The organism is Actinoplanes sp. NPDC023936, from assembly GCF_040639325.1.
In the GTDB taxonomy this organism is placed as follows: Bacteria; Actinomycetota; Actinomycetes; order Mycobacteriales; family Micromonosporaceae; genus Actinoplanes.
On sequence record NZ_JBEZZR010000006.1, the window covers coordinates 282,181 to 308,621 of the forward strand.

Annotated in this window: 25 protein-coding genes; 5 read left to right on the plus strand and 20 right to left on the minus strand. The window is 72.1% G+C overall.

Features of this window, described 5'->3' with window-relative positions; genetic code table 11:
- Nucleotides 1–3: 3 nt before the first annotated feature.
- The 12 genes from AB0F72_RS11615 to AB0F72_RS11670 form a co-directional block, all read right to left on the minus strand.
- Entirely contained in the window at nucleotides 4–1,815 is a 1,812-nt protein-coding gene (locus AB0F72_RS11615; protein WP_360429052.1) for an ABC transporter ATP-binding protein, read from the minus strand.
- The gene (locus AB0F72_RS11620; protein ID WP_360429055.1) at nucleotides 1,812–3,512 is read right to left on the minus strand and encodes an ABC transporter ATP-binding protein; all 1,701 of its coding nucleotides are present in this window, start codon (nucleotides 3,510–3,512) and stop codon (nucleotides 1,812–1,814) included. The genes AB0F72_RS11615 and AB0F72_RS11620 overlap by 4 nt, the downstream gene beginning before the upstream one ends.
- A 42-nt stretch (nucleotides 3,513–3,554) precedes the next feature.
- Entirely contained in the window at nucleotides 3,555–3,809 is a 255-nt protein-coding gene (locus AB0F72_RS11625) for a hypothetical protein (RefSeq protein ID WP_360429060.1), read from the minus strand.
- A 9-nt stretch (nucleotides 3,810–3,818) separates the two neighbouring features.
- Nucleotides 3,819–4,871, minus strand: a complete 1,053-nt coding sequence (tsaD, locus tag AB0F72_RS11630) for a tRNA (adenosine(37)-N6)-threonylcarbamoyltransferase complex transferase subunit TsaD (protein WP_360429063.1) — start codon at nucleotides 4,869–4,871, stop codon at nucleotides 3,819–3,821.
- Nucleotides 4,864–5,301 carry a ribosomal protein S18-alanine N-acetyltransferase gene (gene rimI / locus AB0F72_RS11635; protein WP_360429066.1) on the minus strand — a complete coding sequence of 146 codons (438 nt, stop codon included), beginning with the start codon at nucleotides 5,299–5,301 and terminating at the stop codon, nucleotides 4,864–4,866. Before rimI ends, tsaD begins: the two co-directional genes overlap by 8 nt.
- Nucleotides 5,301–5,960: a tRNA (adenosine(37)-N6)-threonylcarbamoyltransferase complex dimerization subunit type 1 TsaB gene (tsaB, locus tag AB0F72_RS11640; protein WP_360429069.1), complete on the minus strand. Its 660-nt coding sequence runs from the start codon at nucleotides 5,958–5,960 to the stop codon at nucleotides 5,301–5,303. Before tsaB ends, rimI begins: the two co-directional genes overlap by 1 nt.
- Before the next feature lie 115 nt (nucleotides 5,961–6,075).
- Entirely contained in the window at nucleotides 6,076–6,780 is a 705-nt protein-coding gene (gene ung / locus AB0F72_RS11645; RefSeq protein WP_360429072.1) for a uracil-DNA glycosylase, read from the minus strand.
- Nucleotides 6,777–7,226, minus strand: a complete 450-nt coding sequence (gene tsaE, locus AB0F72_RS11650) for a tRNA (adenosine(37)-N6)-threonylcarbamoyltransferase complex ATPase subunit type 1 TsaE (RefSeq protein WP_360429075.1) — start codon at nucleotides 7,224–7,226, stop codon at nucleotides 6,777–6,779. Before tsaE ends, ung begins: the two co-directional genes overlap by 4 nt.
- Nucleotides 7,223–8,293, minus strand: coding sequence for an alpha/beta hydrolase (locus AB0F72_RS11655; protein WP_360429078.1), 1,071 nt, complete (start codon nucleotides 8,291–8,293; stop codon nucleotides 7,223–7,225). The genes tsaE and AB0F72_RS11655 overlap by 4 nt, the downstream gene beginning before the upstream one ends.
- Nucleotides 8,290–9,411 (minus strand): alanine racemase, encoded by a 1,122-nt coding sequence (alr, locus tag AB0F72_RS11660; protein ID WP_360429081.1) that lies wholly within the window; start codon nucleotides 9,409–9,411, stop codon nucleotides 8,290–8,292. The genes AB0F72_RS11655 and alr overlap by 4 nt, the downstream gene beginning before the upstream one ends.
- A 48-nt stretch (nucleotides 9,412–9,459) precedes the next feature.
- Nucleotides 9,460–10,911: an NAD(P)H-hydrate dehydratase gene (locus tag AB0F72_RS11665; protein WP_360429084.1), complete on the minus strand. Its 1,452-nt coding sequence runs from the start codon at nucleotides 10,909–10,911 to the stop codon at nucleotides 9,460–9,462.
- Nucleotides 10,912–10,923: 12 nt separating this feature from the next.
- Nucleotides 10,924–11,298: a holo-ACP synthase gene (locus tag AB0F72_RS11670; RefSeq protein ID WP_014440781.1), complete on the minus strand. Its 375-nt coding sequence runs from the start codon at nucleotides 11,296–11,298 to the stop codon at nucleotides 10,924–10,926.
- A gap of 213 nt (nucleotides 11,299–11,511) precedes the next feature.
- Here AB0F72_RS11670 and AB0F72_RS11675 point away from each other — a divergent pair, with 213 nt between their 5' ends.
- Nucleotides 11,512–11,802 carry a hypothetical protein gene (locus AB0F72_RS11675; RefSeq protein WP_360429088.1) on the plus strand — a complete coding sequence of 97 codons (291 nt, stop codon included), beginning with the start codon at nucleotides 11,512–11,514 and terminating at the stop codon, nucleotides 11,800–11,802.
- Nucleotides 11,799–13,280 carry an alpha/beta hydrolase gene (locus AB0F72_RS11680; RefSeq protein ID WP_360429091.1) on the plus strand — a complete coding sequence of 494 codons (1,482 nt, stop codon included), beginning with the start codon at nucleotides 11,799–11,801 and terminating at the stop codon, nucleotides 13,278–13,280. Before AB0F72_RS11675 ends, AB0F72_RS11680 begins: the two co-directional genes overlap by 4 nt.
- Here AB0F72_RS11680 and glmS read toward each other — a convergent pair.
- On the minus strand, nucleotides 13,267–15,150 hold the full coding sequence (gene glmS, locus AB0F72_RS11685; RefSeq protein WP_360429094.1) for a glutamine--fructose-6-phosphate transaminase (isomerizing): 1,884 nt from the start codon (nucleotides 15,148–15,150) through the stop codon (nucleotides 13,267–13,269). The genes AB0F72_RS11680 and glmS overlap by 14 nt on opposite strands.
- 158 nt (nucleotides 15,151–15,308) lie before the next feature.
- On the opposite strand from glmS, the gene AB0F72_RS11690 reads away from it, so the two are divergent.
- Complete coding sequence (locus AB0F72_RS11690; RefSeq protein WP_360429097.1) at nucleotides 15,309–16,088, plus strand: MmpS family transport accessory protein; 780 nt, start codon at nucleotides 15,309–15,311, stop codon at nucleotides 16,086–16,088.
- Complete coding sequence (locus tag AB0F72_RS11695; RefSeq protein ID WP_360429100.1) at nucleotides 16,085–17,251, plus strand: pyridoxal phosphate-dependent aminotransferase; 1,167 nt, start codon at nucleotides 16,085–16,087, stop codon at nucleotides 17,249–17,251. The genes AB0F72_RS11690 and AB0F72_RS11695 overlap by 4 nt, the downstream gene beginning before the upstream one ends.
- A gap of 18 nt (nucleotides 17,252–17,269) precedes the next feature.
- On the opposite strand, the gene glmM is transcribed toward AB0F72_RS11695, so the two are convergent.
- The 3 genes from glmM to rplM all read right to left on the minus strand — a co-directional run bounded on the left by glmM (nucleotide 17,270) and on the right by rplM (nucleotide 19,748).
- Nucleotides 17,270–18,622: a phosphoglucosamine mutase gene (glmM, locus tag AB0F72_RS11700; RefSeq protein WP_360429103.1), complete on the minus strand. Its 1,353-nt coding sequence runs from the start codon at nucleotides 18,620–18,622 to the stop codon at nucleotides 17,270–17,272.
- Between the two features lie 164 nt (nucleotides 18,623–18,786).
- The gene (rpsI, locus tag AB0F72_RS11705; RefSeq protein ID WP_360429106.1) at nucleotides 18,787–19,284 is read right to left on the minus strand and encodes a 30S ribosomal protein S9; all 498 of its coding nucleotides are present in this window, start codon (nucleotides 19,282–19,284) and stop codon (nucleotides 18,787–18,789) included.
- 20 nt (nucleotides 19,285–19,304) lie between these two features.
- Nucleotides 19,305–19,748 (minus strand): 50S ribosomal protein L13, encoded by a 444-nt coding sequence (gene rplM / locus AB0F72_RS11710; RefSeq protein ID WP_014440773.1) that lies wholly within the window; start codon nucleotides 19,746–19,748, stop codon nucleotides 19,305–19,307.
- A 717-nt stretch (nucleotides 19,749–20,465) separates the two neighbouring features.
- On the opposite strand from rplM, the gene AB0F72_RS11715 reads away from it, so the two are divergent.
- Nucleotides 20,466–21,611: a uroporphyrinogen-III synthase gene (locus AB0F72_RS11715; RefSeq protein ID WP_360429109.1), complete on the plus strand. Its 1,146-nt coding sequence runs from the start codon at nucleotides 20,466–20,468 to the stop codon at nucleotides 21,609–21,611.
- A gap of 134 nt (nucleotides 21,612–21,745) precedes the next feature.
- Here AB0F72_RS11715 and AB0F72_RS11720 read toward each other — a convergent pair whose 3' ends face one another.
- Genes AB0F72_RS11720 through AB0F72_RS11735 form a run of 4 tightly spaced genes read right to left on the minus strand, consistent with a single transcriptional unit; the run spans nucleotide 21,746 to nucleotide 26,044 of the window.
- Entirely contained in the window at nucleotides 21,746–22,366 is a 621-nt protein-coding gene (locus AB0F72_RS11720) for an ATP/GTP-binding protein (protein ID WP_360429112.1), read from the minus strand.
- A complete protein-coding gene (locus tag AB0F72_RS11725) occupies nucleotides 22,347–22,709 on the minus strand; it encodes a DUF742 domain-containing protein (RefSeq protein ID WP_360429115.1) in 363 nt (120 codons plus the stop codon). The genes AB0F72_RS11720 and AB0F72_RS11725 overlap by 20 nt, the downstream gene beginning before the upstream one ends.
- A gap of 45 nt (nucleotides 22,710–22,754) precedes the next feature.
- A complete protein-coding gene (locus AB0F72_RS11730; protein ID WP_014440769.1) occupies nucleotides 22,755–23,162 on the minus strand; it encodes a roadblock/LC7 domain-containing protein in 408 nt (135 codons plus the stop codon).
- Nucleotides 23,159–26,044 (minus strand): nitrate- and nitrite sensing domain-containing protein, encoded by a 2,886-nt coding sequence (locus tag AB0F72_RS11735; protein WP_360429118.1) that lies wholly within the window; start codon nucleotides 26,042–26,044, stop codon nucleotides 23,159–23,161. The genes AB0F72_RS11730 and AB0F72_RS11735 overlap by 4 nt, the downstream gene beginning before the upstream one ends.
- Between the last annotated feature and the right edge of the window lie 397 nt (nucleotides 26,045–26,441).

Below are 26,441 nucleotides of genomic sequence, written 5' to 3' on the forward strand. Positions count from 1 at the left end.
CGGTCAGCGAACGTGGAAGGGCGCACCTGCGGTGCGCCCTTCTTCCTTTTCCGGCTGGCCCTGCCAGGAGCCCTTTTCCGGCTGGCCCTGCCAGGAGCGCCACAGAGCCGCGTACGCCCCGTCGGCCGCCAGCAGCTCGTCGTGCGACCCCAGTTCGGTGATCATCCCGTCCTCCACGACCGCGACCCGGTCCGCGTCGTGCGCCGAGAAGAGCCGGTGCGCGATCGCCACCACGGTCCGCCCGCGCACCACCGCCGCGAGGCTCTGCTCCAGATCGCGGGCCGCCCGCGGGTCGAGCAGCGCGGTCGCCTCGTCGAGCACCAGCGTGTGCGGATCGGCCAGGATCAGCCGGGCGAGCGCGACCTGCTGGGCCTGCGCCGGCGAGAGCGGCAACCCGCCGGCGCCCACCACCGTCGCCATGCCGTCCGGCAGGGCGTCGACCCAGTCCAGGGCGTGCACGGCGGCCAGCGCCGCCCGTACCTCGCCCTCGGGGACGCCGGGGCGCACCAGCGCGACGTTCTCCCGCAGCGTGCCGATGAAGATGTGATGTTCCTGGGTCACCAGCGCGACCTCGGCGCGCAGCCGCTCCGGCGGCAGCGCCGCCACCGACACGTCCCCCACCGTGACGCTGCCGGCCGTCGGGTGGTGCACACCCGCCAGCAGCCGGCCGAGGGTGGACTTGCCGGCGCCGGAGACGCCCACCACGGCGAGCCGCTCACCGGGCTGCAGGCTGAGGTCGATGCCGTGCAGCACCTCGCGGTCGGACCGATACGCGAACCGCACCCCGCGCAGCTCGATCCGGCTCCCGGACGGCTCCGGGCCGGTGACCGCCGGCGCCGCCTGCGCGGTGACGCCGAGCAACCGGGCCAGTGAGGCCGCCCCCACCTCCAGCTCGTCGAGCCAGGCGGAGAGCCGGTCCAGCGGGTCGACGAGCTGCTGCACGTAGATCACCGCCGCGGTCAGCTGCCCCAGCGTCACCATGTCACGCAGGTAGAGCCACCCGCCGGTGAGCAGCGTGACCACCAGCGGCAGGACGTAACTGGTCTCGATGATCGGCCACCAGACGGTCCGCAGGAAGAGCGTGTGCCGCTCGGCCCGCCAGGCCCGGGCCAGGTCGGCGTCGGTACGCTCGACCCGCTGCCGCCCCCGCCGGAGCGCCTCGACGGTCCGCGCCCCCTCCACGGTCTCGGTCAGTCCCTCGGTCACGCCCGAGTAGGCGGCGTTCTGCTCCAGATAGCCCGCCGGCGCCCGCCGCAGATACCACCGGGTGCCGGCCACCAGGATCGGCGCCCCGATCAGCAGCGGCACCGCGAACAGCGGGCTGACCAGCACCAGCGCGACCACGACGAGGACCAGCGTGATCAGCGCGATCATCGTCTCCGGCACCGCGAACCGGACGCACTTGGAGAGCGCGTCGACGTCCCGGGTGGCCCGGGTCAGCAGGTCGCCGCTCCCGGCGGACTCCACCGTGGACAGCGGCAGGGTGACCACCCGGCTGATGAACTCCTCCCGGAGCCAGGCCAGCACCCGCTCACCCAGCCGGGCCGAGGCCAGGTGCGCGAACCGGGTCAGAATCGCCTGCAGCAGCACGAAGCCGGCGAGCGCGAGCACCATCCGGTTCAGGTCGGACATCGGATCGTGGTTCTCGATCCCCTCGACCAGGTCGCCGAGCAGTCGCGGGCCGGCCAGCGCGGCCAGTGCCGCGGCCACGTTCAGGCCGACCGCGGCGCGGAACATCCCGGGATAGTGACGGATCACGTCACGCGCGTACCGGCGAACCTGGGAGCTGCTCGCCACCGGCAGCGGGCGGCTCACGTCTGGTCCTCGCGCAGCACCATCCGGGCGTACGCGGGCGTGGTGCGCAGCAGGACGTCGTGCGGCCCGGCGGCCACCAGTCGTCCACGCTCGACGTAGCAGACGTGGTCGGCACGGCTCAGCAGCAGCGGGCTGGACGTGCAGATCACCGTGGTGCGCCCGGACCGGGCCGCCCGCAGCCGGTCGGCGATCCGCGCCTCGGTGTGCGCGTCGACAGCGTTCGTCGGCTCGACCAGGATCAGCGTGTCCGGGTCGGCGATCAGCGCCCGGGCCAGGCGCAGCCGTTGCTGTTGCCCGCCGGAGAACGACCGGCCGCGCTCGGCGACAACGGTGGCCGCGCCGTCCGGGAGCGCGTCGACGATCCCGGTCGCCGACGCCACCTCCAGGGCTTCCGGCAGGGCCCCGGTGCGGTACGGGTCCAGATCGGACTCCAGCGGCCCGGCGAACAGCCGGGCGTCGTTCTCGGCCACCAGGATCCGGTCGCGGACCTCGGACAGGGACGCGGCGGCGAGCGCCACACCGCCCAGCGTGGCGCCGTCCGCGTACCGGCCGAGGCGGTCGGCGATCAGGGCGGCGTCGGACGGGACGGCGGCGACGATCGCCGTCATCCGGCCGGGCGGCACACGCACTCCCGACTCCAGGTCGCAGAGCTCCGGGTCGCACCGTTCGCCGGTGGGGAGCGGCGCGGGCGGGACCGGATCGGTCAGCGCCGGCTCCACCGCGAGCATCGCGACCACCCGGCGACTCGACACATGCCCCCGGGTGATCTTGTCGACCGCCTCGGTGAGCTGCCGCAGCGGCGCGACCAGGAACGCCGCGTAGGCATAGAACGAGACGAGTTGGCCCACCGTGATCCGGCCGGCCCAGGCGGATCGGGCGCCCAGCCAGGTCAGCAGGACCAGGAAGACTCCGGGAAGCAGGACCTGTGCCGCCTCGAGCAGTGCTTCGACGTGCGCGGTGCGTACCCCAGCCGCGCGCAGCGCCTGAGACGCGGCGCGATAGCGCGCCACCATGATCGGCTCACCGCCCACGCCGCGCAGCACCCGAAGCCCGGAGACCAGGTCGGCGGCCTGACCGGTCAACCGGCCCTGCAATCGGCGGTACTCGCGCTGCCGCCGGTGCAGCGGCCCGATCAGCAGGCCCACGACCAGCATCATGATCGGCACGCCGAGCAGCACGATCATGCCGAGCGGCACCGAGATCCGCAGCAGCAGCACGGTGATCATGGCGACCGCGAGCAGCGAGCCGATCCCCCGGGAGAGGATGTCGACGGCGCCGCCGATGTGGCTGATGTCCGAGGTGCCGATCGCCACCACCTCGCCGGCTTCGAGGCGCCGCGGCAGGGTGGCGCCGAGCCGGTTCGCCTGGCGCACCACCACCTGCACGGTCCGGAACGCGGCGCGCAGCCAGTTCGTCACAGCGAACCGGTGCCGCATGATGCCGGTGATCGCCTGCATCGTGCCGACACCGAACAGCAGCAGCGTCCAGCCGGCGAGCTCCCGGCCGTCACGATCGACAGCGGCGTCCACCGCTTGGCCGACCATCGCGGGCGCCAGCGACTGGCAGCCCATCCAGAGGATCGCGAGCGCGGACGCGGCGACGACCGTCAGGCGGGAACGCCGGACCAACCAGAACAGATATCGGGCGGCGGACCGGGAGTCGGGCAGGCCGGGATCCGGCTCGGGCAAGATGTGCATCAGGCCCCGACGGTAAAGCCGGGATGCGCTGACTGCGACCGGTCAGCGATCGACCGGCGTGAAATCCCAGACGTGCGGAGCGCGTGCTACCAGCTTCTCCGGCGGGGTCGGCATGCTCTCCGGAGTGTTGCGCCATTTGGTGATGACGACGATGCGTTGATCGGTGGACGAATAGACGTCACTCGACACATGTTGTGGCAGCACCTCCAATGCGGGCACCGCCGTGTCGCAAACCCAGCTCAGCAGCTCGTCGAAGCCACTGCGCGAGGCCCGCACCTCCCACATCCGCGCGATCATGATGGGTTCCTACCCCGCCACGCTGACCTCGGTCAAACTCATCGCCGAGTCCGCCGGGAGGTCGAGACGACTGGGAGCGACGCCGGCCGCGACGAGATGCGAGCCGAGTGCCGCGACCATCGCGCCGTTGTCGGTGCAGAGCGAGGGCCTGGGTACGCGCACCGCGATCCCGTGTTTGGCGGCGCGCTCCTCGGCCAGCGTCCGCAGCCGCGAGTTGGCCGCCACACCACCACCGACCACGAGCGTCCGCACACCGTTCGTCAGGCACGCGTCGATCGCCTTCGCGGTCAGCACGTCACAGACCGCCTCCTGGAAACTGGCCGACACGTCCGCGATCGGAACCGGCTCGCCGGCTCGCTCCCGGCTCTCCACCCAGCGGGCCACGGCCGTCTTGAGACCGGAGAAGGAGAAGTCGAACCGGTGCGCGGCCTGGTCTTTCGGCGCGGTCAGCCCGCGCGGGAAGGCGATTTTCCGCGGATCGCCGGAACGGGCCGTCCGGTCGATGATCGGCCCACCCGGGAAGCCGAGCCCGAGCAGCCGGGCCACCTTGTCGAACGCCTCGCCGGCCGCGTCGTCGATCGTCGCCCCGAGCGGGGTGACCCCGGCCGTCAGGTCGTCGACCAGCAGCAGCGAGGAGTGTCCGCCGGAGACCAGCATGGCGATCGCCGGTTCGGGCAGCGGGCCGTGCTCCAGGGTGTCGACCGCCACGTGGGCGGCGAGGTGGTTCACCCCGTAGATCGGCTTCTCGGCGGCGAGGGCGTACCCCTTGGCCGCCGCCACCCCGACGAGCAGCGCGCCGGCCAGGCCGGGCCCGCTCGTCACCGCGATCGCGTCGACGTCGGCCAGGGTCACCCCGGCCTCGTCGAGCGCCCGCTGCATGGTCGGCACCAGCGCTTCCAGGTGGGCGCGGCTCGCCACCTCGGGCACCACGCCGCCGAACCGGGCGTGCTGATCGACGCTGGACGCCAGCGCGTCGGCGAGCAGGGTGTGCCCGCGCACGATGCCGACACCTGTCTCGTCGCAGGAGGTCTCGATCCCGAGGACCAGGGGTTCGTCACGCATCGCGCATCATCACCAGGGCGTCCGTGTTGCTGGGTTGGTAGTAGCCGCGCCGGATGCCGACCGGCTCGAAGTCATAACTCGCGTACAGCGCCTGCGCCGGTGCGTTGTCGACGGCCACCTCGAGCAGGGTCTTGCGGACACCGCGCCGGTCGGCCTCGGCGAGCAGCGCTTCGAGCAGCTGCCGCCCGACACCGCGGCGCTGCGCGTCCCGGCGCACCGCGATGTTCTGCACCCAGGACTCCGCACTGTCCACGACGGAGAGTCCGGCGTAGCCGAGCACGACCTCGTCCTCCTCCGCCACCAGGTAGTAGTTCCCCTGGGCCAGCTCGTTCCAGAACATCGCGGCGGACCACTTCTCGGCGCCGAAGAGGTCCTCCTCGAGCGGCAGCACCTGGCCGATGTGCCACCAGCGGAACCGTTCGACCCGCATCAGGCCAGCACCGGCTTGCGCGTGCCCGGCTCGACCGCGTCGGGCCGCCGCAGGTAGAGCGGGGTGAGCGCCTCACTCCTGGCTTCGCCGCGGATCTTTTCCGCGGCGAGCGCCACGAGGGCGGCTCCCGGTGGATAGAGGAGATGTTCCTCCACGGGTACGTGGAAAATGTCCCCATATTTCAAGGCACCCTCGCCGACGGCCCGCGTCGCGTGGTTCACGTCCACGTCAGCGGGTTTCGCGACCTCGGGGCCGGTCAGCCGCTCCCCGTCCTGATAAGTCGCGAAATACACCTCACGCCGCCGCGCGTCCGTCGCGACGAGCACCCGGCCCGGGCCGGCCGCCCGGCCCAGCCCGTCGAGCGAGCACACCCCGTAGGTCGGGATGCCGAGCGCCTGGCCCATGCTCGCCGCCGTGGCCAGGCCGACCCGCAGGCCGGTGAACGGGCCCGGCCCCAGCCCCGCCACGATCGCGGTCAGGTCACGCGGCCGGTACCCCGCCTCGGCCAGCACCGCGGCGATCTCCGGTGCGAGTTTCTCCCCGTGCGCGCGGGGATCGACCGTGCGGCTTTCCGCGACGCCGAAGAGGCCGTCGGCGGTCACTTCGACGAGCGCCGCCGTGGAGGCGGGTGTGGCGGTGTCCAGAGCGAGAACGAGCACACCTGACCTTAGCGCCTGCTTCCTGGAGGCCGGCGGGCTGCGGCGTGGCCCAGCCGCCGTCTGGCCGCGCGCGGGTCCCGTCCGACGCTTGCCCGGCCGCGCGGCCCGGCCGGCGCTACCCGGCCGCGCGCGGGTCCCAGTCGATGAGCGGGCGTCCGCCGTCAGCGAGGGCCTTGTTGGCCGCGCTGAACGGCCGGCTGCCGAGGAAGCCCGCCCGGTTGAGCGGGCTCGGGTGCCCGGCTTCCAGCACCGCGTGCGCCGGATTGGTGATCAGCGCCGCCTTCTTCTTCGCGTAGCTGCCCCAGAGCAGGAAGACGATCCGCTCGTCGCGCTCGTTGAGCGCCCGGATCGTGGCGTCGGTGAACGCCTCCCAGCCCTTGTTGGCGTGCGACCCCGCCTTGCCGGCCCGGACGGTCAGCACCGCGTTGAGCAGCAGCACACCCTGACGGGCCCAGCCGGTCAGGTCGCCGCTCGCCGGCTTGGGGATGTTGACGTCCTCGGCGAGCTCCTTGAAGACGTTGCCGAGCGACGGCGGCTTGCGCACGCCGTCACGGACGCTGAAGCTCAGGCCGTGCGCCTGGCCTGGACCGTGGTACGGGTCCTGGCCCAGGATCAGCACCCGGGTGTCGGCCGGCAGGCACAGCCGGTACGCCGCGAACAGGTCCTCCACCGGCGGGTAGACGGTCTCGCTCGCATACTCGGCGGCGACGAACTCGCCCAGCTTCGCTGTCGCCTCGGCGTCCAGGAAGGGCGTCAGCTCGGCGCGCCACTGCGCCGGCAGCAGTTCGGTCAGGGCCGGCAGCAGTTCGGTCGGATTCACAGGCTCTCCAGTCGCTGTGCCCAGTCGCCGCCGTGCGGGACCAGGTCGATCACTCGGGTGTCGTCGTCCAGCCGGTCGATGCGGACCCGCAGGTACTCGTCGTTGAGTTGCTCCACCAGGCCGGCGCCCCACTCGACGACCGTCACCGCGTCGTCGGCCGAGGCGTCCAGGTCCAGGTCGTCGATCTCGGCGCGCGGGTCGGGACGCTCGCCCAGCCGGTAGGCGTCCGCGTGCACCAGCGGCAGCGGGCCCCGGTGCACCCGGGCGATCACGAAGGTCGGCGAGGTGATCGGGCCCTGCACGCCGAGCCCGGCGCCGATGCCCTGCACCAGCGCGGTCTTGCCGGCGCCGAGCGGGCCGGTGAGCAGCAGCAGGTCGCCGGCCCGCAGGATCGCGGCCAGACGGCGGCCGAAAGCCTGCGTGTCCTCGACTGTCGCGAGCTTCACGTGATTTTCTCCAGGAACGGGATCAGCGCGGCGTTGACCTGATCGGCTTTCTCCAGCATCACCACGTGACCGCTGTTCTCGATCTTCAACAGCTCGGCCTCGGGCAGGTGTTTGAGGATCTCCTCGGAGTGGGTGACCGGGGTCAGATAGTCGCGGGTGCCGACGACCACCAGCACCGGCACGCCGCGCAGCGCCGACAGCGCCGGGAACCGGTTGTGCGAGTAGAGCGTGCTCAGGTATTTCGTCAGCGTCTCCACCGACGTCCGGGAGTTCATGCTCTCCACGAACGTGACGAGCGACGGGCTGGGTTTCGCCTCGCCGAACCCGTACCTCCGGGTGAGCAGCCAGGCCAGGTCGGAGGAGGCGACCCGGGCCCGGTCGATGGTGCCGCCGCCGAGGTGAGCTGCCTTGTCCCAGAGCGGGAAGAACGGCGCGCTGACCCGGGCCACCACGTTCGTCACGCCGAGCTGGGCCTTGTCGATCAGGCCGGCCGAGGTGGACATCAGGACCACACCGGTGACCCGGTTGCCGAACCACTCCGGGTACTGCTCGGCGAACGCCATGATGGTCATGCCGCCCATCGAGTGCCCGACCAGGATGATGTGGCCGTCCGGGACGGTGGCCTCCAGCACCGCGGCGAGCGAGCGGCCCAGCGCCGCGATGTCGTAGGTGCCCGACTGCAGCTTGCCGGACCGGCCGTGACCGGGCTGGTCGTAGAAGACCATCCGGTACTCCCCGCGCTCGGCGAGCTCCTTGCGCTGGAAGTAGAACGTGCCCATGTCGAGCGCGAACCCGTGCACGAACACGATGGTCGGCCGGTCGGCTGACTCGTCCGGCTCGGCCGGCTCCACGATCTCGACGTGCAGATCGGTGCCGTCGGCAGCGGTGACCGTGAGCTCGGCGTCGAACGGCTGGTCGCCGAACGGCTCCTCGACGTAGGGGTCGCCGGGCGCGTTGACCGAGCGCCGCACCAGCACCCGCTCCACGGCGAACGCGGTGGCCAGCCCGGCGGCCGCGACACCGACCACGGCGCCGAATATGCCCGCGGTCTTCGCCCCTTTCTTCACGGCCGCACCTCCCCGTCATAGACCCGGGGCACCCGGCTGCTGCCGAACCGGGTGACGATCTCGTAGTTGATCGTCCCGGTCGCGGCCGCCCAGTCGTCCGCCGTCGGCTCGCCGCCGTCACCGGGCCCGAACAGGGTCGCCACGTCGCCGGCCGTCACCGGCTCGTCGCCGACGTCGACCACCACCTGGTCCATGCAGACCCGGCCGGCGATCGGGGCCACCGTGCCGCCGATCCGGATCGGCGCGGAGTTCGACGCGTGCCGGGGCACCCCGTCGCCGTAACCCAGCGGCACCACGGCCAGCGTCGTCTCCCGGGGCGTGGTGTAGGTCAGGCCGTAGGACACGCCCTGGCCGGCCGGCACCCGCTTGGCGAGGGTGACCCGGGCCCGGGCGGTCATCGCCGGGCGCAGCCCGAAGGTCTCCCCGGCGATCGGGGACAGACCATAGGCCGCGATGCCGACCCGGACCATGTCGAAGTGGGCGTCGGGGCGGCTCAGGGTGGCCGCCGAGTTGGCGATGTGCCGGTACCTCGGGGTGATCCCGAAGCGCTCGGCCAGCTCCAGGCCCTCGTGGAACGCGGCCAGCTGCCGGTCGACCGACTCGTGGCCGGGCTCGTCGGCGCAGGCGAAGTGACTCCACACGCCGACCACCTCCAAGTCGCCGCCGGCCTGCGCCTTGGCCGCGGACTCCAGCAGCGCCGGCCACTCGGCCCGGGGCGACCCGCCGCGGGCCAGGCCGGTGTCGAGCTTGAGGTGCACCCGGGCGGTGCGGCCGGCCTGCCGCGCGGCGGCGACCAGCTCGTCGATCAACTCGGGGGTGGCCGCGCTGAGGTCGATGCCCGCCTCGACACCGGTGTGCAGCGGCAGGCCCGGGCTCAGCAGCCAGGCCAGGACCGGCGCCTCGATGCCGGCCCGGCGCAGGGTGAGCGCCTCGTCGAGGGTGGCGACACCGAGCCAGGTGGCCCCGCCGGCGAGCGCTGCCCGGCCGGCCGGGACCATGCCGTGCCCATAACCATCCGCCTTGACCGCGACCAGCACCTCGGCTGAGGTGCGGGACCGCAACGCCACGACGTTGTCCCGGATCGCGTCCAGATCGACGCGGACTTCGGCCTGCCACATGCCTCTAACCCTACTGAGAGGTATGACAGTTCTGGTTACCCCCAGAGATCAACTCAGGAGATCACGCAGGACCGGGCGCAGGGCGGCCGCCACGTCCGGTGCGGTCACCGGCCCGTCCGCCGCCGCGCGCCGACCGGCCAGGCCGTGCACATAGGCGGCGGCCACCGCGGCGCGGACCGGCGGCAGACCCGCCGCGAGCAGCGAGCCGAGCAGCCCGGCCAGCACGTCGCCGCTGCCGGCCGTGGCCAGCGCCGGGCTGCCTGTCGGGTTGGCCCAGATCTCGCCCGCCGGAGTGGCCACCACGGTCCGGTCGCCCTTGAGCAGCACCACCGCGTTGGTCCAGGCGGCCAGCCGGGCGGCGGCCGCGGCCCGGTCGGCGCCGGGCGTCTCGCCGGCCAGCCGCTTGAACTCGCCGTCGTGCGGGGTCAGCACCACCGGGGCGTCCCGGCGCAGGTGCTCGGAGAACTCGCCGCCGACCAGCAGCGTGATCGCGTCCGCGTCGAGCAGCACCGGCAGCGACGTGGCGAGGACGCTGCGCAACTCGGTACGAGCCGCGTCGCCGGTGCCCAGACCCGAGCCGCACACCCACGCCTGCACCCGGCCGGCGTCGGCGACCCGGGGCGCCACCACCACCGACGGGTGGGCACGCACCACCTCGGCGTGCGCGCTGCCCGCGTACCGGACCATCCCGGCCGGACCGGCGAGCGCGCCGGAACTGGAGAGCAGGGCCGCGCCCGGATAGCGGGCCGAGCCGGTCGCCAGGCCGACCACACCGCGGGTGTACTTGTCCGAGATCGGGCCGGGCACCGGCCACCACGCGGCGATGTCGGACGACTCGGCCACCCGGACCGCCGGACCGGTCACCAGCGACGGGCCGAGGCCGATGTCGACCAGCTCGACCTGCCCGCAGCGGATCGCCGCCGGGCCGATCACGTGGGCCGGCTTGAGGCAGCCGAACGTGACGGTGACGTCGGCGTCGACGCACTCACCGGGGACGTCGCCGGTGTCGACCGCCACCCCGCTCGGAGTGTCCACGGCGACCACGAGGGGGCGCCGGCCCGTACGCCCGCGAAGCTCACCGATGCGGCGCACGACGGCCGCCGCCGGCGGTCGCAGGCCGCCGCTCCCCCCGATGCCGACGATCCCGTCCAGGACCAGGTCGGCGCGGGCCGGCAGCTCGGCAGTGGTGAAGCCGCCCGCCGCGCGCAGCGCCGCCAGACCGGCCAGATGCACCCGCTCCGGGGTGATCAGCAGCGCGCGGACCTGCGCGCCCCGGCGGGCCAGCGTGGCGCCGGCGTAGAGCGCGTCACCACCGTTGTCACCGCTGCCGACGAGCAGCAGCACCCGAGCGCCGTAGACCCCGCCGTCCTGCTCCAGCAGCAGCGCGCAGCGCCGGGCCAGACCGGCCGCCGCCCGCTGCATCAGCGTGCCCTCGGGCAGCGTCGCCATCAGCGATTTCTCGGCCGCCCGGACATCCGCCACCCGCCATGCCTGCCGCACCCTGTCATCTCCTCACTCACCGGACTCGGCGACCACCATCGCGGACGCGATGCCGCCGTCGTGGGACAGCGAGAGATGCCATCGGTGAATGCCACGCTCGGTCGCCGCGGCGGCGACCGTACCCGAAACGGTCAACCACGGCCGCCCGTCCGGGTCGGTGACGATCTCGCAGTCGTGCCAGCGCAGACCGGCCGGCGCACCGAGCGCTTTCGCGACGGCCTCCTTGGCCGCGAACCGGGCGGCGAGCGACTCGGCCGAGCGCGGATTGCCGGATCCGGTGAGCCGTTCCGGCTCGGTGAACAGACGATCCCCGAGCAGCGGCGTCCGCTCCAGAGCACGGGCGAAACGCTCCACCAGGACGACGTCGATGCCCACAGACACGATCACACCGGTCACCCTATCGGTGCCCGAAGCCCCTTTCCCATGTACGCGAACCGGGGCGCGCCCGGCGTCGTACCAGCGCCGCCCGTTCGTGCACAAGCCCTGTGGACAACGCACCGACCGGGCGCCGGGCCGGCCGTCCACAGGCCCGGCCACAGCGCATCGGCGGCTCCTAACGTTCGGGGCATCCCGTTCCGCCGCTGCACCTGGAGGCCGCCGATGAGCTCCGATTTCCACGTCGAGACCGAGGACCTGCGGCGACTCGCCGCAGCCACCGGCGACCTCGCCGCCCGGACCAGCAATCTGCGCGGCCCGGCCGGCCTCGCACCCGGATCTCCGCCGCGCTGGGCCGCGGCCACCCCCGCCGCGCTGGCCGCCGAGGCTCTCCGGCAACAGCTGGAACACCTCGGGTCGGACGTCGCGGAGACCGCCCGGCGCATCACCGCTGCCGCCACGGCCTATCAGGAGGCCGACGCCCGCGCCGCGACCAGGTTCCGGCTCGCCCGATGAGCACGGCCACCTACGCCCTGCTGCGGATGACCGATCCGGATCGCTGGCGGGTGGCCGCGCTGGCCTGGCGTCGCTGGGCAGCGCTGGCGGGTGCGCTCGGCGCCGAGTTCGGGCCGGTCGCGGCGCGTCTCCGGGCGGCCTGGTCCGGCGCGGGCGCCTCGGCCGCGACAGCCGCGCTCGTCGGGTTCCGCCGCCGGCTGGCCCTGTTCCGAGTGCTCTGCTGGCGCGCCGACCAGGCACTGAGCGAGTTCGCGTCGGCGCTCGCCCGGGCCCGTGACATGCTTTCCCGCGCGCGCGGCCGGGCCGACCGCTGCGGCCTGGTGATCGACGACAGGGGTACGGTCCACGGCGCCTCCCCCGAGCTCCCCGGCGTCGCGGCCGAACTCTCCGCCGCCCTGAGTCTCGCCGCCACGGCCGACACGGACGCCACGGCGAGGCTGGGATCGCTCATCGACGCCGGGTCCGCGGAGCACAGAGCGCCCGGCCCGCGGCCCGACTGCACGGCCGGAGCGGCAGAGGTGCGGCGCTGGTGGGACGGCCTCTCCCCGGATCAGCGGAACTGGCTGCTCGCGACCGAGCCGGCCACCCTCGCGTCCACCGCGGGCATCCCGGCAGCCGACCGCGACGTGGCGAACCGCCTGATCCTCGACGACCAGCGCGCCGGTGGCGCCGACGAAGTGCGAGCCCGGATCGAGGACGACACGGTGCTCCGGCCGTACCTGATCGGATTGAACGTCTCGGGGGACGGCCGTGCGGTGATCGCCCTGGGTGACCCGGACCGGGCCCGCCATGTCCTCACCCACGTCCCCGGCATGACAAGTGATCTGGAGTCGTTCGGCAGCGAGCTGACCCGGGCGGAACGCGTCGCGGTCCGGGCCCACGAGGTCGCGCCGGGCGAGGCGGTGAGCGCGGTGCTCTGGCTGGACTACGACGCGCCGGACTTCGTGCACGAGGCCTGGTCGGACCGGCAGGCCCGGGAGGGCGCCGAAGGGCTGCGGCGGTTCCAGGAGTCGCTGCGGGTGACCCATGACGGTCCGCCGGCGGATCAGACAGTGCTGGGGCACAGTTACGGATCGCTGGTCGTCGGCACCGCCGCGGCCGGATCGTTCGCGGCTGACCGGGTCGTCTTCGTCGGCTCACCCGGCGTCGGCGTCGACTCGGCGAGCCAGCTCAGCGTCCCGGCCTGGTCGACGACGTCGCGCAGCGACGCGATCCAGTACGCGGCGGTGTCACCGGGCAGCCTGGTCCCGGACGTCGCGCTCGCGGGCCGGGTCCCGCTGATCGGTCCGGCGATCGCTTTCGGACTGCCGGAGGACGATCTGTGGTTCGGGCGCAACCCGAGCGATCCGGCGTTCGGCGCGCGGGTCTTTCCCAGCCAGGCCGACGCCGGACACCTGGGTTACTGGGATCCGGGCCGGCCCGCGCTGGACGCGCTGGCCCGGATCACCGCTGCTCAGGAACCCGTCATTCGACCGTGACGGACTTCGCCAGGTTGCGCGGCTGGTCCACGTCGTGCCCACGAGCCGCGGCGATCTCGCAGGCGAGGATCTGCAGCGGAACCGTGGTCATCAGCGGGGCGAGCAGCGTCGGGGTGTGCGGGACCTCGATCAGGTGGTCGGCGAACGCCTTGACGCTCTCGTCGCCCTTCTCCGCGATGACGATGGTGCGGGCGCCACGGGCACGCACCTCCTGGATGTTGGAGACGACCTTGTCGCGCATCACGCCGCGGCCGGCCGGCGACGGCACCACGCAGACCACCGGGGTGCCCTCGTCGATCAGCGAGATCGGCCCGTGCTTCAGCTCGCCGGCCGCGAAGCCCTCGGCGTGCATGTACGCCAGCTCCTTGAGCTTCAGCGCGCCCTCCAGGGCGACCGGGAAGCCGACGTGCCGGCCGATGAAGAGGATCGTCGAGGCGGTCTTGAGGTCCCGGGCCAGGGCGCGGACGTCCTCCATGCCGTCGAGCAGCTCGCGGAGGTTGTCCGGGGCCTGGCTCAGCCGCTCGACCACGGCGGCGACCTCGTCGGCGTACATGACGCCGCGGATCTGCGCGAGGTGCAGGCCGATCAGGTAGCAGGCGACCAGCTGGGTGAGGAACGCCTTCGTCGAGGCGACGGCGATCTCGGGACCGCCGTGGGTGTAGAGCACGGCGTCCGACTCACGCGGGATCGTCGAGCCGTTGGTGTTGCAGATGGCCAGCACCCGGGCCTTCTGCTCCTTGGCGTGCCGCAGCGCCATCAGCGTGTCCATCGTCTCGCCGGACTGGCTGATCACGATGACCAGGGTGGACCTGTCAAGGATCGGGTCGCGGTAGCGGAACTCGCTGGCCAGCTCCACCTCGCAGGGGATGCGGACCCAGTGCTCGATGGCGTACTTCGCGACCATGCCGGCGTGGTACGAGGTGCCACAGGCGACGATGAAGACCTTGTCGACGTCGCGCAGGTCCTGATCGGTGAGCCGCACCTCGTCCAGGATGATCTCGCCGCGCTCGCTCAGCCGGCCCAGCAGCGTGTCCGCGATGGCCTGCGGCTGCTCGGCGATCTCCTTGAGCATGAAGTACTCGTAGCCACCCTTCTCGGCGGCCGACAGGTCCCAGTCGACGTGGAACTCGCTCCCGGTCGCCGGGGCGCCGTCGAAGTCGGTGATCTCGATGCCGGCCGGGGTGATCAGCACGACCTGGTCCTGGCCCAGCTCGATCGCCTCGCGGGTGTGCTCGATGAACGCGGAGACGTCGCTGGCCAGGAAGTTCTCCCCGTCGCCGCGGCCGACCACGAGCGGCGAGTTGCGCCGGGCCGCGACCACCGCGTCGGGCACCTCGACGTCGACGGCGAGCAGCGTGAACGCGCCCTCCAGCCGGCGGACCGTGCGGCGCATGCCCTCGGCCAGCAGCGCCGGGCCCTCGAAGCCGCCGGCCGCACGCAGCGCACGCACCTCCGCGGCGAGCAGGTGGGCCGCGCACTCGGTGTCGGTGTCGCTGCGGAACTCGATGCCGTCCGCCTCGAGCTCGGCGCGCAGCCGGGCGAAGTTCTCGATGATGCCGTTGTGGATGACCGCCACGCGGCCGTCCGCCGAGAGGTGGGGGTGGGCGTTGCGGTCGGTCGGGCCGCCGTGCGTGGCCCAGCGGGTGTGCCCGATGCCCGTGACGCCGGAGGCGATGCCGTCGCCGCTGCGCTCGACGAGCGCCTTCTCCAGGTTGGCGAGCTTGCCGGCCCGCTTCTCGGTCTGAACGACCTCATTGTCGATGATGGCGACTCCGGCGGAGTCGTATCCCCGGTACTCCAGACGGCGGAGCCCATCGAGAACGATGCTCAACGCCGGACGATTGCCTACGTAACCCACGATCCCGCACATGGCGGGCAGCGTAGCTGACTTCCGCTCAAACGCCATGCTCGGGACAGCCGGTTTCGAGCACGCGGAGTGAGCGGAACTCTACAAGCTGGGTCTATAGATGAGCAAGTGCACTACTGGCGTACCGTCGGCTACGGCATCGCCTCACCGGGAGGGAACTCATGAGCGATCCGCGCGATCCGAGCGAGCCGCGCCAGCCGCCCCGGCCGCCGCAGTTCATCCCCGGCCAAGCCACGCCGCCCCTCCCGCCGGACCCGACAGCGCCGTTCTCCGCCCCCGGCCCCGATCCGACCTCGCAGTTCCCGCCGGTCGCCTACGAGCCGGTCAACTACGCACCGCCCGGCTATTCGCCGGAGCCGGGTTACGCGCCGGATTACGGCCAGGGCGGTTATCCGCCACCTCCGGGTCCACCCCCACCACCGCCGCGGAAGAGCAAGGCCCCGCTGATCGCGCTGATCGTCGCCATCTCCGTGCTGCTCTGCGGTGGCGTGGTCACCTCCGGCGTGCTGATTGTGCGCAGCATCACGGACAAGGCGCAGGAGGCGATCGAGCCGATCACCAACCCGACGCTGCCGGAGATTCCCGCGGTTCCGGAGCTGCCCGGCCTGCCGACGCTCCCCACCGACCTGCCCGACCTGCCCGGCGTCGACCCGAACCGGGAGATCTCGGTGACCTACGAGGTCACCGGGGACGGGCCCGCCGAGATTCTCTACGCCGAACAGCTCGGCGCCACCCCCAAGGTGCTCAACCGCGTGAAACTGCCCTGGAAGGTGACCACCACGATGACCGGTGTGGCGGTGGTGTCGGTCTCCGCACAACGCTCCGGCAGCGGAGAGGGCAGCGTCACCTGCCGTGCCACGGTCGACGGCAAGGAGGTCGCCGAACAGACCCGATCCGGCGCGTTCGCGACGACCACCTGCACCCAGCTGGTGTTCGAGTGAGCACGGATCCCCTGATCGAACGGATGCGGCCGTTCGGCACGACCATCTTCACCGAGATGTCCGCCCTCGCGGCGAGAACCGGCGCGGTCAACCTCGGTCAGGGTTTCCCGGACACCGACGGCCCGGCGGAGATGCTGGCGGCGGCCGCCGAGGCGCTGGCCGGAGGCTTCAACCAGTACCCGCCGCTGGCCGGCATCCCCGCGCTCCGGCACGCGATCACCGCGCACGAGCAGCGGTTCTGGGGCCTGAGCCGGGACCCGGACACCGAGGTGGCGGTGACGGCCGGCGCCACCGAGGCGATCGCCGCCGCGATCCTGGCGCTCTGCGAGCCCGGCGACGAGGTGGTCTGCTTCGAGCCCTACTACGACAGCTACGCCGCCTCGATCACCCTGGCCGGCGCGGTCCGGCGGCCGGTCACGCTGCGGCCCGGCCCGTCCGGGCGGTACGAGTTCGACGAGGCGCAACTGCGGGCCGCGTTCGGCGCACGGACCCGTCTCGTGCTGCTCAACACCCCGCACAACCCGACCGGGAAGGTCTTCACCCGCGCCGAGCTGGACCTGATCGCCGAGCTGTGCCGGGACCACGACGTCTACGCCGTGACCGACGAGGTCTACGAGCACCTGGTCTTCGACGGCGTGCACGTCCCGCTGGCCGGCCTGCCCGGGATGCGCGAGCGCACGCTGCGGATCTCGTCGGCGGGCAAGACGTTCTCCTGCACCGGCTGGAAGGTCGGCTGGGCCACCGGACCGGCCGCGCTGGTCTCCGCGGTGCTGCGGGTCAAGCAGTTCCTGACGTTCGTGAACGCCGGGCCGCTGCAACCGGCCGTCGCTGTCGCGCTGGGCCTGCCGGACTCCTACTTCACCGGCTTCACCGCGGGCCTGCGGGAGCGCCGGGACCGTCTGGTGGCCGGTCTCACCGACGCCGGCCTGGCCGTCCTGCCCTCCGAGGGCACCTATTTCGTGACCGCCGACATCCGGCCGCTCGGCGGGACCGACGGCATCGAGTTCTGCCGGGAGCTGCCCGGCCGGAGCGGCGTGGTCGCGGTGCCGACCCAGGTCTTCTACGACCATCAGGAAGCCGGCAAGCACCTGATCCGGTTCGCCTTCTGCAAGCGGCTCGAGGTCATCGACGAGGCCGCCAGGCGTCTGAAAGGGCCCTTCTGAGAGGGCCCTTTCCGCACGTCACGCCGGGCTGGCGGCCCGTACCTCGTCAGCGATCCGCTCGGCCACGCTGCGCGCCTTCTCCTCGGTGGCGGCCTCGACCATCACCCGGACCAGCGGCTCGGTGCCCGACGGGCGCAGCAGCACCCGGCCGGTCTCGCCCAGCTCGTTCTCGGCGAGGGCCACGGCGGCCTGCACGGTGGGCGCTGCGGCGCCGGCGTCGCGGTCACCGACCCGTACGTTGATCAGCACCTGGGGCAGCTTGTGCACCACTGCCGCCAGGTCGGCGAGGGACTTGCCGCTCGCCGCGATCTGGGCCATCAGGTGCAGGCCGGTCAGCACGCCGTCGCCGGTGGTGGCGAAGGCCGGCATCACGATGTGCCCGCTCTGCTCACCGCCGAGCGCGTAGTCGCCGTTCTGCAGCTCCTCCAGCACGTACCGGTCGCCGACCTTGGTCTCCAGCAGCCGGATGCCGGACTGCTTCATCGCGATCCGCAGGCCGAGGTTGCTCATCACGGTGGCGACGAGCGTGTTGTCGGTGAGCGTGCCGGCGTCCCGCATGGCCAGCGCCAGGATCGCCATGATCTGGTCGCCGTCGACCACGTCGCCGGCGGCGGTCACCGCGAGGCAGCGGTCGGCGTCGCCGTCGTGCGCCAGACCGAGGTCGGCGCCTTCCCGGAGCACGGCCTCGCGCACCTTGTCGAGGTGGGTGGAGCCGCACTCGTCGTTGATGTTGAGCCCGTCCGGCTCGGCGTGGATCGCGATGACCTCGGCGCCGGCCTCCCGGTACGCCACCGGGGCGACGTCGCTCGCCGCGCCGTTCGCGCAGTCCACCACGACCTTGATCCCGGCCAGCGGGTGCGGGGTCGCCTCGATCAGGTGCTTGATGTAGTGCTCGGCGCCGTCCAGGAGGTCGTGCACCCGGCCGATGGCGGCGCCGGTCGGCCGCCCGACCAGGCCGTGCCCGTCCGCGACGGCCTGCTCGATCTTCGCCTCCAGCTCGTCCGGCAGCTTGGCGCCACCGGCGGCGAAGAGCTTGATCCCGTTGTCCGGCATGGGGTTGTGCGAGGCGGACAGCATCACACCGAGGTCGGCATTCGTCTGCCCGACCAGGTACGCGACCGCCGGCGTGGGGAGCACGCCGACCCGGACCACATTGGCGCCGGCGCTGGTCAGGCCGGCGACGACAGCGGCCTCCAGCATCTCGCCGCTGGCCCTCGGGTCACGCCCGACAATCGCGAGCGGCTGGTGGCTGCTGTCGGTCTCGACCAGCACCCGGGCGGCAGCGACCGCGACCGAGAGGGCGAGTTCGGGGGTGAGCAGATCGCCGTTCGCAAGACCGCGAACGCCGTCGGTGCCGAAGAGTCGCCCCATGGCGGCTTCCTTTCGCCGGTGACACGTGACCCAAGACTGCCCCAGGGACGCTTGTTCTCCGAGTACCGGAACGGCTGGTTGGGAGGGTGTGGATACAGCGACGGCCGAGCACGCCCCTAGCGATCCGGGGTGCGCTCGGCCGTCGGTCAGAAGCGGCGCAAAAATCAGCGCTTCGAGTACTGCGGAGCCTTACGGGCCTTCTTGAGACCGTACTTCTTGCTCTCCTTGACCCGAGCGTCACGGGTCAGGAAGCCGGCCTTCTTCAGCGCCGGGCGGTCGTCCGGGTCGTTCACGATCAGAGCCCGGGCGATGGCGAGACGCAGAGCGCCGGCCTGGCCGGTGATGCCGCCGCCACGCAGGTTGGCGATGACGTCGTACTGCTCGACGCGCTCGGTGGTGGTCAGCGGCTCGCTGATGAGCTGCTGGTGCACCTTGCTCGGGAAGTAGTTCTCGAGCTCACGACCGTTGCAGGTGATCTTGCCGGTGCCAGGCACGAGGCGCACCCGGACGATGGCCTCCTTGCGGCGGCCGACGGTCTGGACGGGACGGTCACCGGGACGCGGGGCGCGGACCGGGGCCGGCGCGGGCGTCTCGACCACGACGACCGTCTCAGCGGGCTCCTCGACGGTCTCGACGACCTCGGGCTCGATGATGTCGGACATGCTGCTGCCTTCTCCCGCGCTCACTGCGCGATCTGCTTGATTTCGAACGGCTGCGGCTGCTGAGCGGCGTGCGGGTGCTCAGCGCCCGGGTAGACCTTCAGCTTCTTGATGATCTGCCGCGCAAGCTTGTTGTGCGGGAGCATGCCCTTGACGGCCAGCTCGATCGCCTTCTCGGGGCGCTTGGTGAGCAGCTCCTCGTAACCGACCTGCTTCAGACCACCCGGGTAACCGGAGTGACGGTAGGCGACCTTGGTCTGCCGCTTGTTGCCGGTCAGCGCGACCTTGCCCGCGTTGATGATCACGACGAAGTCGCCGGTGTCAACGTGCGGGGCGAACGTCGGCTTGTGCTTGCCACGGAGGAGGTTCGCGGTGTGGGTGGCCAGCCGACCCAGAACGACGTCAGAAGCGTCGATAATGTGCCACTGACGCTCGATCTCACCCGGCTTCGGGCTGTACGTACGCACAGAATTACCTTGTCTCGTCGTCGGTCTGGGGGCGCGCGCTGGTCGCATCGAGCCGATGCGTCAAGCGACCCCGCATAGGGACCACTCGCAACAGTCGCACAACAGCAGGCAACAATACCCGGCTACGCGGCGCGTGGTCAAAACAGGCGGTGATCAGGGCACCATCAAACCGGCGAGCATCCTGGTTGCAGACACTCAGCCCCGGCGGAACCCCAAACAGGGCAAGCATACCCCGCCTTGCCGGGGCCCACGAATCGGGTGTCACAACCCACCTGTTTGACCACCCTGCCTGACCCACCTGACTGACTTAGCAGGCTTGAAACAAATGGGACGCTCGTCCGAAATTAGCCCCCGGCACGCTTCCGTCATGCCCAACGGTGCGGTTCTCCCAAAGATGCGGCCCGGGATTAGCCGATGCCGCGTCGGCGGGCGCACCATGGAAGGACCATCGTCAGGGTTGAGGACGGACCTGACGATGTCCGCCGGGCCGGCTCGCCGGTTCGGCGAGGAGGAGTCGCGGCGTGCCCCGGACGGAGGCACGGCGAAGAACGCAGGCGTGACATGGGAGCGGGTCGACGCCGAGGACGGCGGGCTTCGAGCGTGCCCTTCGGTGGACCGTTCGGCCACGCCGCGACTTCTCGACCCCGGCCCGGTTCCACTCCACCCGGGTTCGGTCCTGCTCCACGCGGGCCAGGTCCTACTCCACCCGGGTTCGGGATGACGGACCGGACCCCGGGCGCCCGCCGGGCCGCGCTGACCGCTGCCGCTCTCGCGGAGCCGGCGGCGGCCCTCTCCGGCTACACGATCGGCGTGACCGCCGACGGGCGTAAGGACGAGCTCGCCACCCTCCTCGAAGCGCGCGGCGCCCGCGTGGTCCTCGCGCCGGCCCTGCGCATCGTCCCGATCGCCGACGACGCCGAACTGCGCGCCGCGACCCGGGCCTGCCTCGACACGCCACCCGACATCGTGCTGGTCAACACCGGTATCGGCATGCGCGGCTGGCTGGAGGCCGCGGAGGGGTGGGGTCTGGCCGAACCGCTGCGGTCGGTGCTGTCCCGGGCGTACCTGGTGGCCCGCGGGCCGAAGGCACGCGCCGCGGTCCGCACCGCGGGCCTGCACGAGCAGTGGACCCCCGAGGGCGAGGGATACGAGGAGGTCGTCGACCACCTGACCGCCCGCGGCCTGACGGGTCTCACGGTGGCCCTGCAACTGCACGGCGAGAGTCAGCCGGAGTACACCGAAGCGCTGCAGCGGGCCGGCGCCCGGGTCATCGAGGCGCCGGTCTACCGCTGGGCGCCACCCGTCGACCAGGCGCCGCTGCACCGCCTGGTCGACCTGATCATCGGCAAGCTGGTGGACACCGTGACGTTCACCTCGGCCGCGGCGGTCCAGGCCGTGCTGCGCGCCGCCGGCACCGGCACCGACGCCCTCCTCGACTCGCTGCGCGGCGACGTCCTGGCGGCCTGCGTCGGACCGGTCACCGCAGCGCCGCTGCGCCGCCAGGGCATCCCGGTCGTCACACCGGGGCGGGCCCGGCTCAGCGCCCTGGTCCGCACGATCGTCGACGAACTGCCGAAACGCGCCGTCACCCTGCAGGTGGCCGGCCATACGCTGACCCTGCGCGGCCACGCCGCGATCGTCGACGGTGAACTCCGCCCGCTGGCGCCGGCCCCGATGGCGGTCCTGCGCGAGCTCGCCGGTTCACCCGGCCGGGTGCTCTCCCGGGCCGCGCTGCTGCAAGCGCTCCCCCGCGGCGCCGACGAGCACGCCGTCGAGATGGCTGTCGCTCGCCTGCGTGCCGGCCTCGCCGTACCCGGGGTGGTCCAGACCGTGGTCAAGCGCGGCTACCGTCTCCCGGCCTGACCACCACCATCGGGTACGCCCCAAGCCCTCCCCAACCGCACCGATCGCCGTCACCGAGAGTCCACGCGGCCCGGGCGCGGGGCCCGGGCCGTCCGGCGTCTTTCGCTACCGGCGGGTGGCTGAGCGGAAACCGGCTAGCCGACCGGCGTTGGCTGATTGCCCTCATGCTCGGCGACCAGCGTGGCCATCGCGTGCTCGACCACACCGATCAGCACGGCCTTCGCCGACTCCCGATGCCGCGCGTCGCACATCAGCAGCGGCACCCGGGACGGGATCGCGAGCGCCTCGCGGACCTCCTCCGGCTCGTACCGGGGCGCCCCGTCGAAGCAGTTCACCGCGACGAGGTACGGCAGGTGCCGGTTCTCGAAGTAGTCCAGCGGCGCGAACGCGTCGGTGAGCCGCCGGGTGTCGACGAGCACGGCCGCGCCGACCGCGCCGCGGATCAGCTCGTCCCACATGAACCAGAACCGGGTCTGCCCCGGTGTGCCGAACAGGTAGAGGATCAGGTCCTCGGCCATGGTGATCCGGCCGAAGTCCATCGCCACCGTGGTCGATTCCTTGCCTGGCACTTTCGAGGCGTCGTCGATTCCCTCGCCGGCCGACGTCATCACGGCCTCGGTGGTCAGCGGGTCGATCTCGGAGACGGCACTGACGAGCGTCGTCTTGCCCACACCGAAGCCACCAGCGACCACGATCTTCGCGGAGGTGATCTCCGTGGGACGCGCTCCGGCCCCCTCAGAGCTTGCGTAGTCCACCCAACACCCTTCCCAGAAGATCCATCCGCTCCGCGAAACCGGTTCGCGGAGCGGCACTGTGCAGCGTCAAAAGCCCATCGGCGACCATGTCGGCGACGAGCACCCGGGTCACCCCCAGCGGTAACCGGGTCAGCGCCGCGAGCTCCGCGAGCGACTGCGCCTTCGGCTCGCACAGCACGGCGATGCGGTACTTGTCATGTCCGGCGAACCGCGCTTCCTGTACGGCCGCCGCGCTCGCGACCAGGACCGCTTCGATCGGAATGTCCCGGATCGGTTCGGTCCGGCCGCGGGTGACCGCGTACGGCCGCACCAGGTTGCCCCGGGGATCGTGCGGCTCTGCCATGTCGCGGTCACCTCGTCCCCACCGGAGGCCAGCGGCCCCCGGTGTCTAGTAACTGACGGCCTCGCGTGGCGCCGGCGACAGTGCCGCGCCGACGCGTTCCACCAGCAGAGCCATCTCGTAGCCGACCTGGCCGACATCGCAGCTTCGCGCCGCCAGAACAGCCATCGACGAACCGTCGCTGATGGACATCAGGAAAAGATAACCGCTGTCCATTTCGATGATGGTCTGTTGCACCTGTCCGGCATTGAACATCCGGGACGCACCGTCGGTGAGGCTGACCACGCCGGAGGTGATCGCCGCGAGCTGGTCCGCCCGATCCGCTGGCAGGTCACGCGACGAGGCCAGCAGCAGGCCGTCCGCCGAGACCGCGATCACGTGCGCGATACCGGCGATGCTGTCGGCGAAGTTGCTGAGCAGCCAGCCCATGTCGTGCATGGTGGGGGGCCTGGTCACTGTTCTTTCTCCTTAGGAGCATGTGTCGCTGTGACGGCGGATTCGGCAACGCCGTCCGTCCGCCCTCGTTGCACCCCGCGGTGGTACGAGGACAGCAGTCCCCGGACCTCCTCCGGGTTGCGACGGTGTTGGGTCCTCGCTGTGTTGTCCACGCCGCCGGGCACCAGCTGCGCCTGCGGTATCCGTTTGGGCAACCCGGACCGGGTGGTTCCGGCGTCCTGCGGAGCGGCCGCGGCCATCGCCCGCTGCCAGCCGTCGTCGGCGGTGGTCCGCCACCGGTCCTCGGCGGCCGGCCGCGGCTTCGGAACTGTAGCCGCCGCCGGGGCGACCGGAGGAGCCGAGACCGGCGGCGCGGCGACCCTCGGCACGGAAACCGAAGGCGCGGAAACCGAAGGCGCGGAAACCGAAGGCACGGAAACCGGAGGAGCAGAGACGGGAGGCACGGAGACCGGAGCGGCGGCAAGCGGCGATACCGGCGGGGCCGAAACCGGCGCCGGCGGGGGCGCGTATCCCGCCGTCGGCATCCCGACCTGCCCGTGCAGGTCCTCACTCCGGTCGAACCAGTTGTGCTGCATCTCCACTTGGATCTTGTCATCCAGATGAGCTTCCGAACCCTGCCACGCCCCCGAAACCGGCCGCGCTTCCAGACCCGGCCGCGCATCCGAGATCGGCCGCGCCTCCAGACCCGGCCGCGCCTCCGTGACGGACGCGAAGGCACCCGAGGGCGTCTCCGCAGCCGGCACGAAAGCGCCCGGATAGCTCTCCGCAGCGGGCGCGGGCGAAACCGGCGCCCGGGTCGGCAGCGGCGGCCGATCCGGCGTAGGCGCGAGATCCAAATCGGACGGCGGCCCGCTCAACGACATCAGCTTGCGGAACACCGGCTCGGCCGGCATCGCCACGCTCCGGACCGGCGGCCGGATCTCCGGCCGCCCAGCCGGGAAACCGGAGCCCCCGGCGATCGGCGGCGGCCCCGGCCGGGTCCAGGTGGCGGCCCGCTGGGGCGCGGCCTGCGCACCCGGCAGCACCACCACCTCAGCCGGCAACGTGATCTCGGCGATCGTGCCGCCCTCACTGCCCGGCCGCAGCTCGACCCCGATCCCGTGGCGAGCCGCGAGCCGGCCGATCACCGCGAAGCCCATCAGCCGGAACGCGCCGACGTCCACCGCGGACGGCTCGGTGAGCCGGCGGTTGATCAGCTCCATCTGGTCGGCGGAGATGCCGAGCCCGCGGTCCTCGACCTGGACCACGGCGTGGTCACCGACCCGCCCGCCGTGCGCCATCACCACTGTCGACGGCGGGGAGAACCGGGTCGCGTTGTCGAGCAGCTCGGCCATCAGGCGGACCACGTCGTTGACGGACGCGGCGGTGACCAGCACGTCGGTGTCGACCGAGCCGAACTCGATCCGGTGGTAGAGCTCGACCTCGGACTGCGCGGCCCGGATCGCGTCGATCAGCAGCGCGTCCTCGCGGCGTGGCGCGCCGACCTCGGCGCCGGCCAGCACCAGCAGGTTCTCGTCGTTGCGGCGCATCCGGGTGGCGAGGTGGTCGAGTTCGAAGAGACGGGCGAGCCGCTTCGGGTCCTCCTCCGTACGCTCGATCTGGTCGAGCTCGCCGATCATCCGGTCGACCAGGTTCTGGCTGCGCCGGGCCAGGCTGAGGAACATGGTGGAGACGCTGGTCCGCAGTGCGGCCTGCTCGGCCGCGACCCGGATCGCCTCCCGGTGCACCATGTTGAAGGCCTCGGCCACCTGCCCGAACTCGTCGTTCTCGGTGACCGGGATCGGGTCCCGGGTCTGCGCGACGATCCGGTCGACGCCGCCCTCGCCCAGGTTCTCCACGTCCTGCAAACGAGTCACGGCCTCGGGAAGATCCCGGTTCGCCACCGCGAGCGCGCCCTCCCGCAGGCGCCGCACCGCGAGGTGCATGGATCGACCCAGGTAGATCGCGACGATGACCGCGGCCAGCAGCACGAGCAGCACCAGGACGAACTCGACTGTCGCCCGCCGGGAGGTGTCGCTGCTGCCGTCCCGCGCGCTGGCGACCACCTGCTCGTCGATCTGCGACTTCGCCGCGCTCAGCAGCCGGGTCACGGTGCCGAAGACGTCGACGACATCGTTCGGCGCGGTCCCGGCGAGCCCGCCCGACGGGGTGGAGAGAGTGTCGGCGCGCGTCACGGCGTCGTCCTCGGCCACCGTCTCGACCAGGGCGATCTGCTGCGGGGTCGCGACCGACCGGAGGTCGGCCAGCGCCTCCCGGCGGGTGACTTGCGCCGCGACGATCGCCTGCTGCCGTTCGGCGTTCAACCCCCCGCTGGTACGGGCCACGAACGTCACCGTCGCCTGCTGAGCGGCGGCCGTCTCGATCCGGCTGAAGGCGGCGAGCGTCCGCAGGCCGTCCGCGACCGGACCCGGCTCGGCGATCCGGCTCACCGTCGCGGCGAACCCGCCCATCCCGGCGATCGCGTCCCCGTACCGGCCGGCCGTCTCCGGCACCGTCACGGACCGGTCGGCGACGCTCCGGCGAATCTCCGGGAGGGTGCGCAACGCGGTGTCGGCCAGGGTCAGCCGCTGGTCGACCAGGGCCGGGATCTCGTCGATCCCGGCATGGTGGGTTCCGACGACCTGGGCCTGAGCGTCGACCGCCTTGACCGCTTCCCGGTACCCGGTGTCGGCGGAGTCCGGCTCCGCCAGGTACGCCAGCGCCGTCATCCGCTCGTCGTGCAGCAGGCCGGTCAGCTGGGAGAGGTCGCTGCCGAGGCTCGTCAGGTCGGCCACCCGGTCGGCGTCAGTCGCCCGCTCGCCGACCTCGCCGAGCCGCACGGTCGCGAGAATCAGCACCGCGGCGAGTGGCAGGAAGAGCAGGGCGCCCAGTTTGGCGCGCATGCGCGCGTCGCGAAGCCGCGGAAGGCCACGTCGTGCAGCCTGGGCCGAGGATCCCGTGCTCACGACATCTCCTTCGTGGTCGTCCCCGCTCGGCTCCGGCAGATCAGCCGACGTGCCAGGGGCCGCGGTCCGGCCCCGTCCGGTGCCCGCAGCAAAGCCCGCGCCGATTTCGGCACGGCGGCGATTTCATCAGAACGCCGGACCGTTTGGGAAGCCTGGAACCTCCCGGAAAATGCTCGGCTGTCCGGGTGAGAACCGGACGAGAACGCGAAGCGCAGCGGCGACGTCCGGTTTGACGTGCGCGAATATCTCACCCGCGACCTTCCGTGAAGCCACCGTCACCGTTCCAGCCACTGAGATTTCCGTCCCGTGACCTTGCGAAGGTCTCACGTTCGCA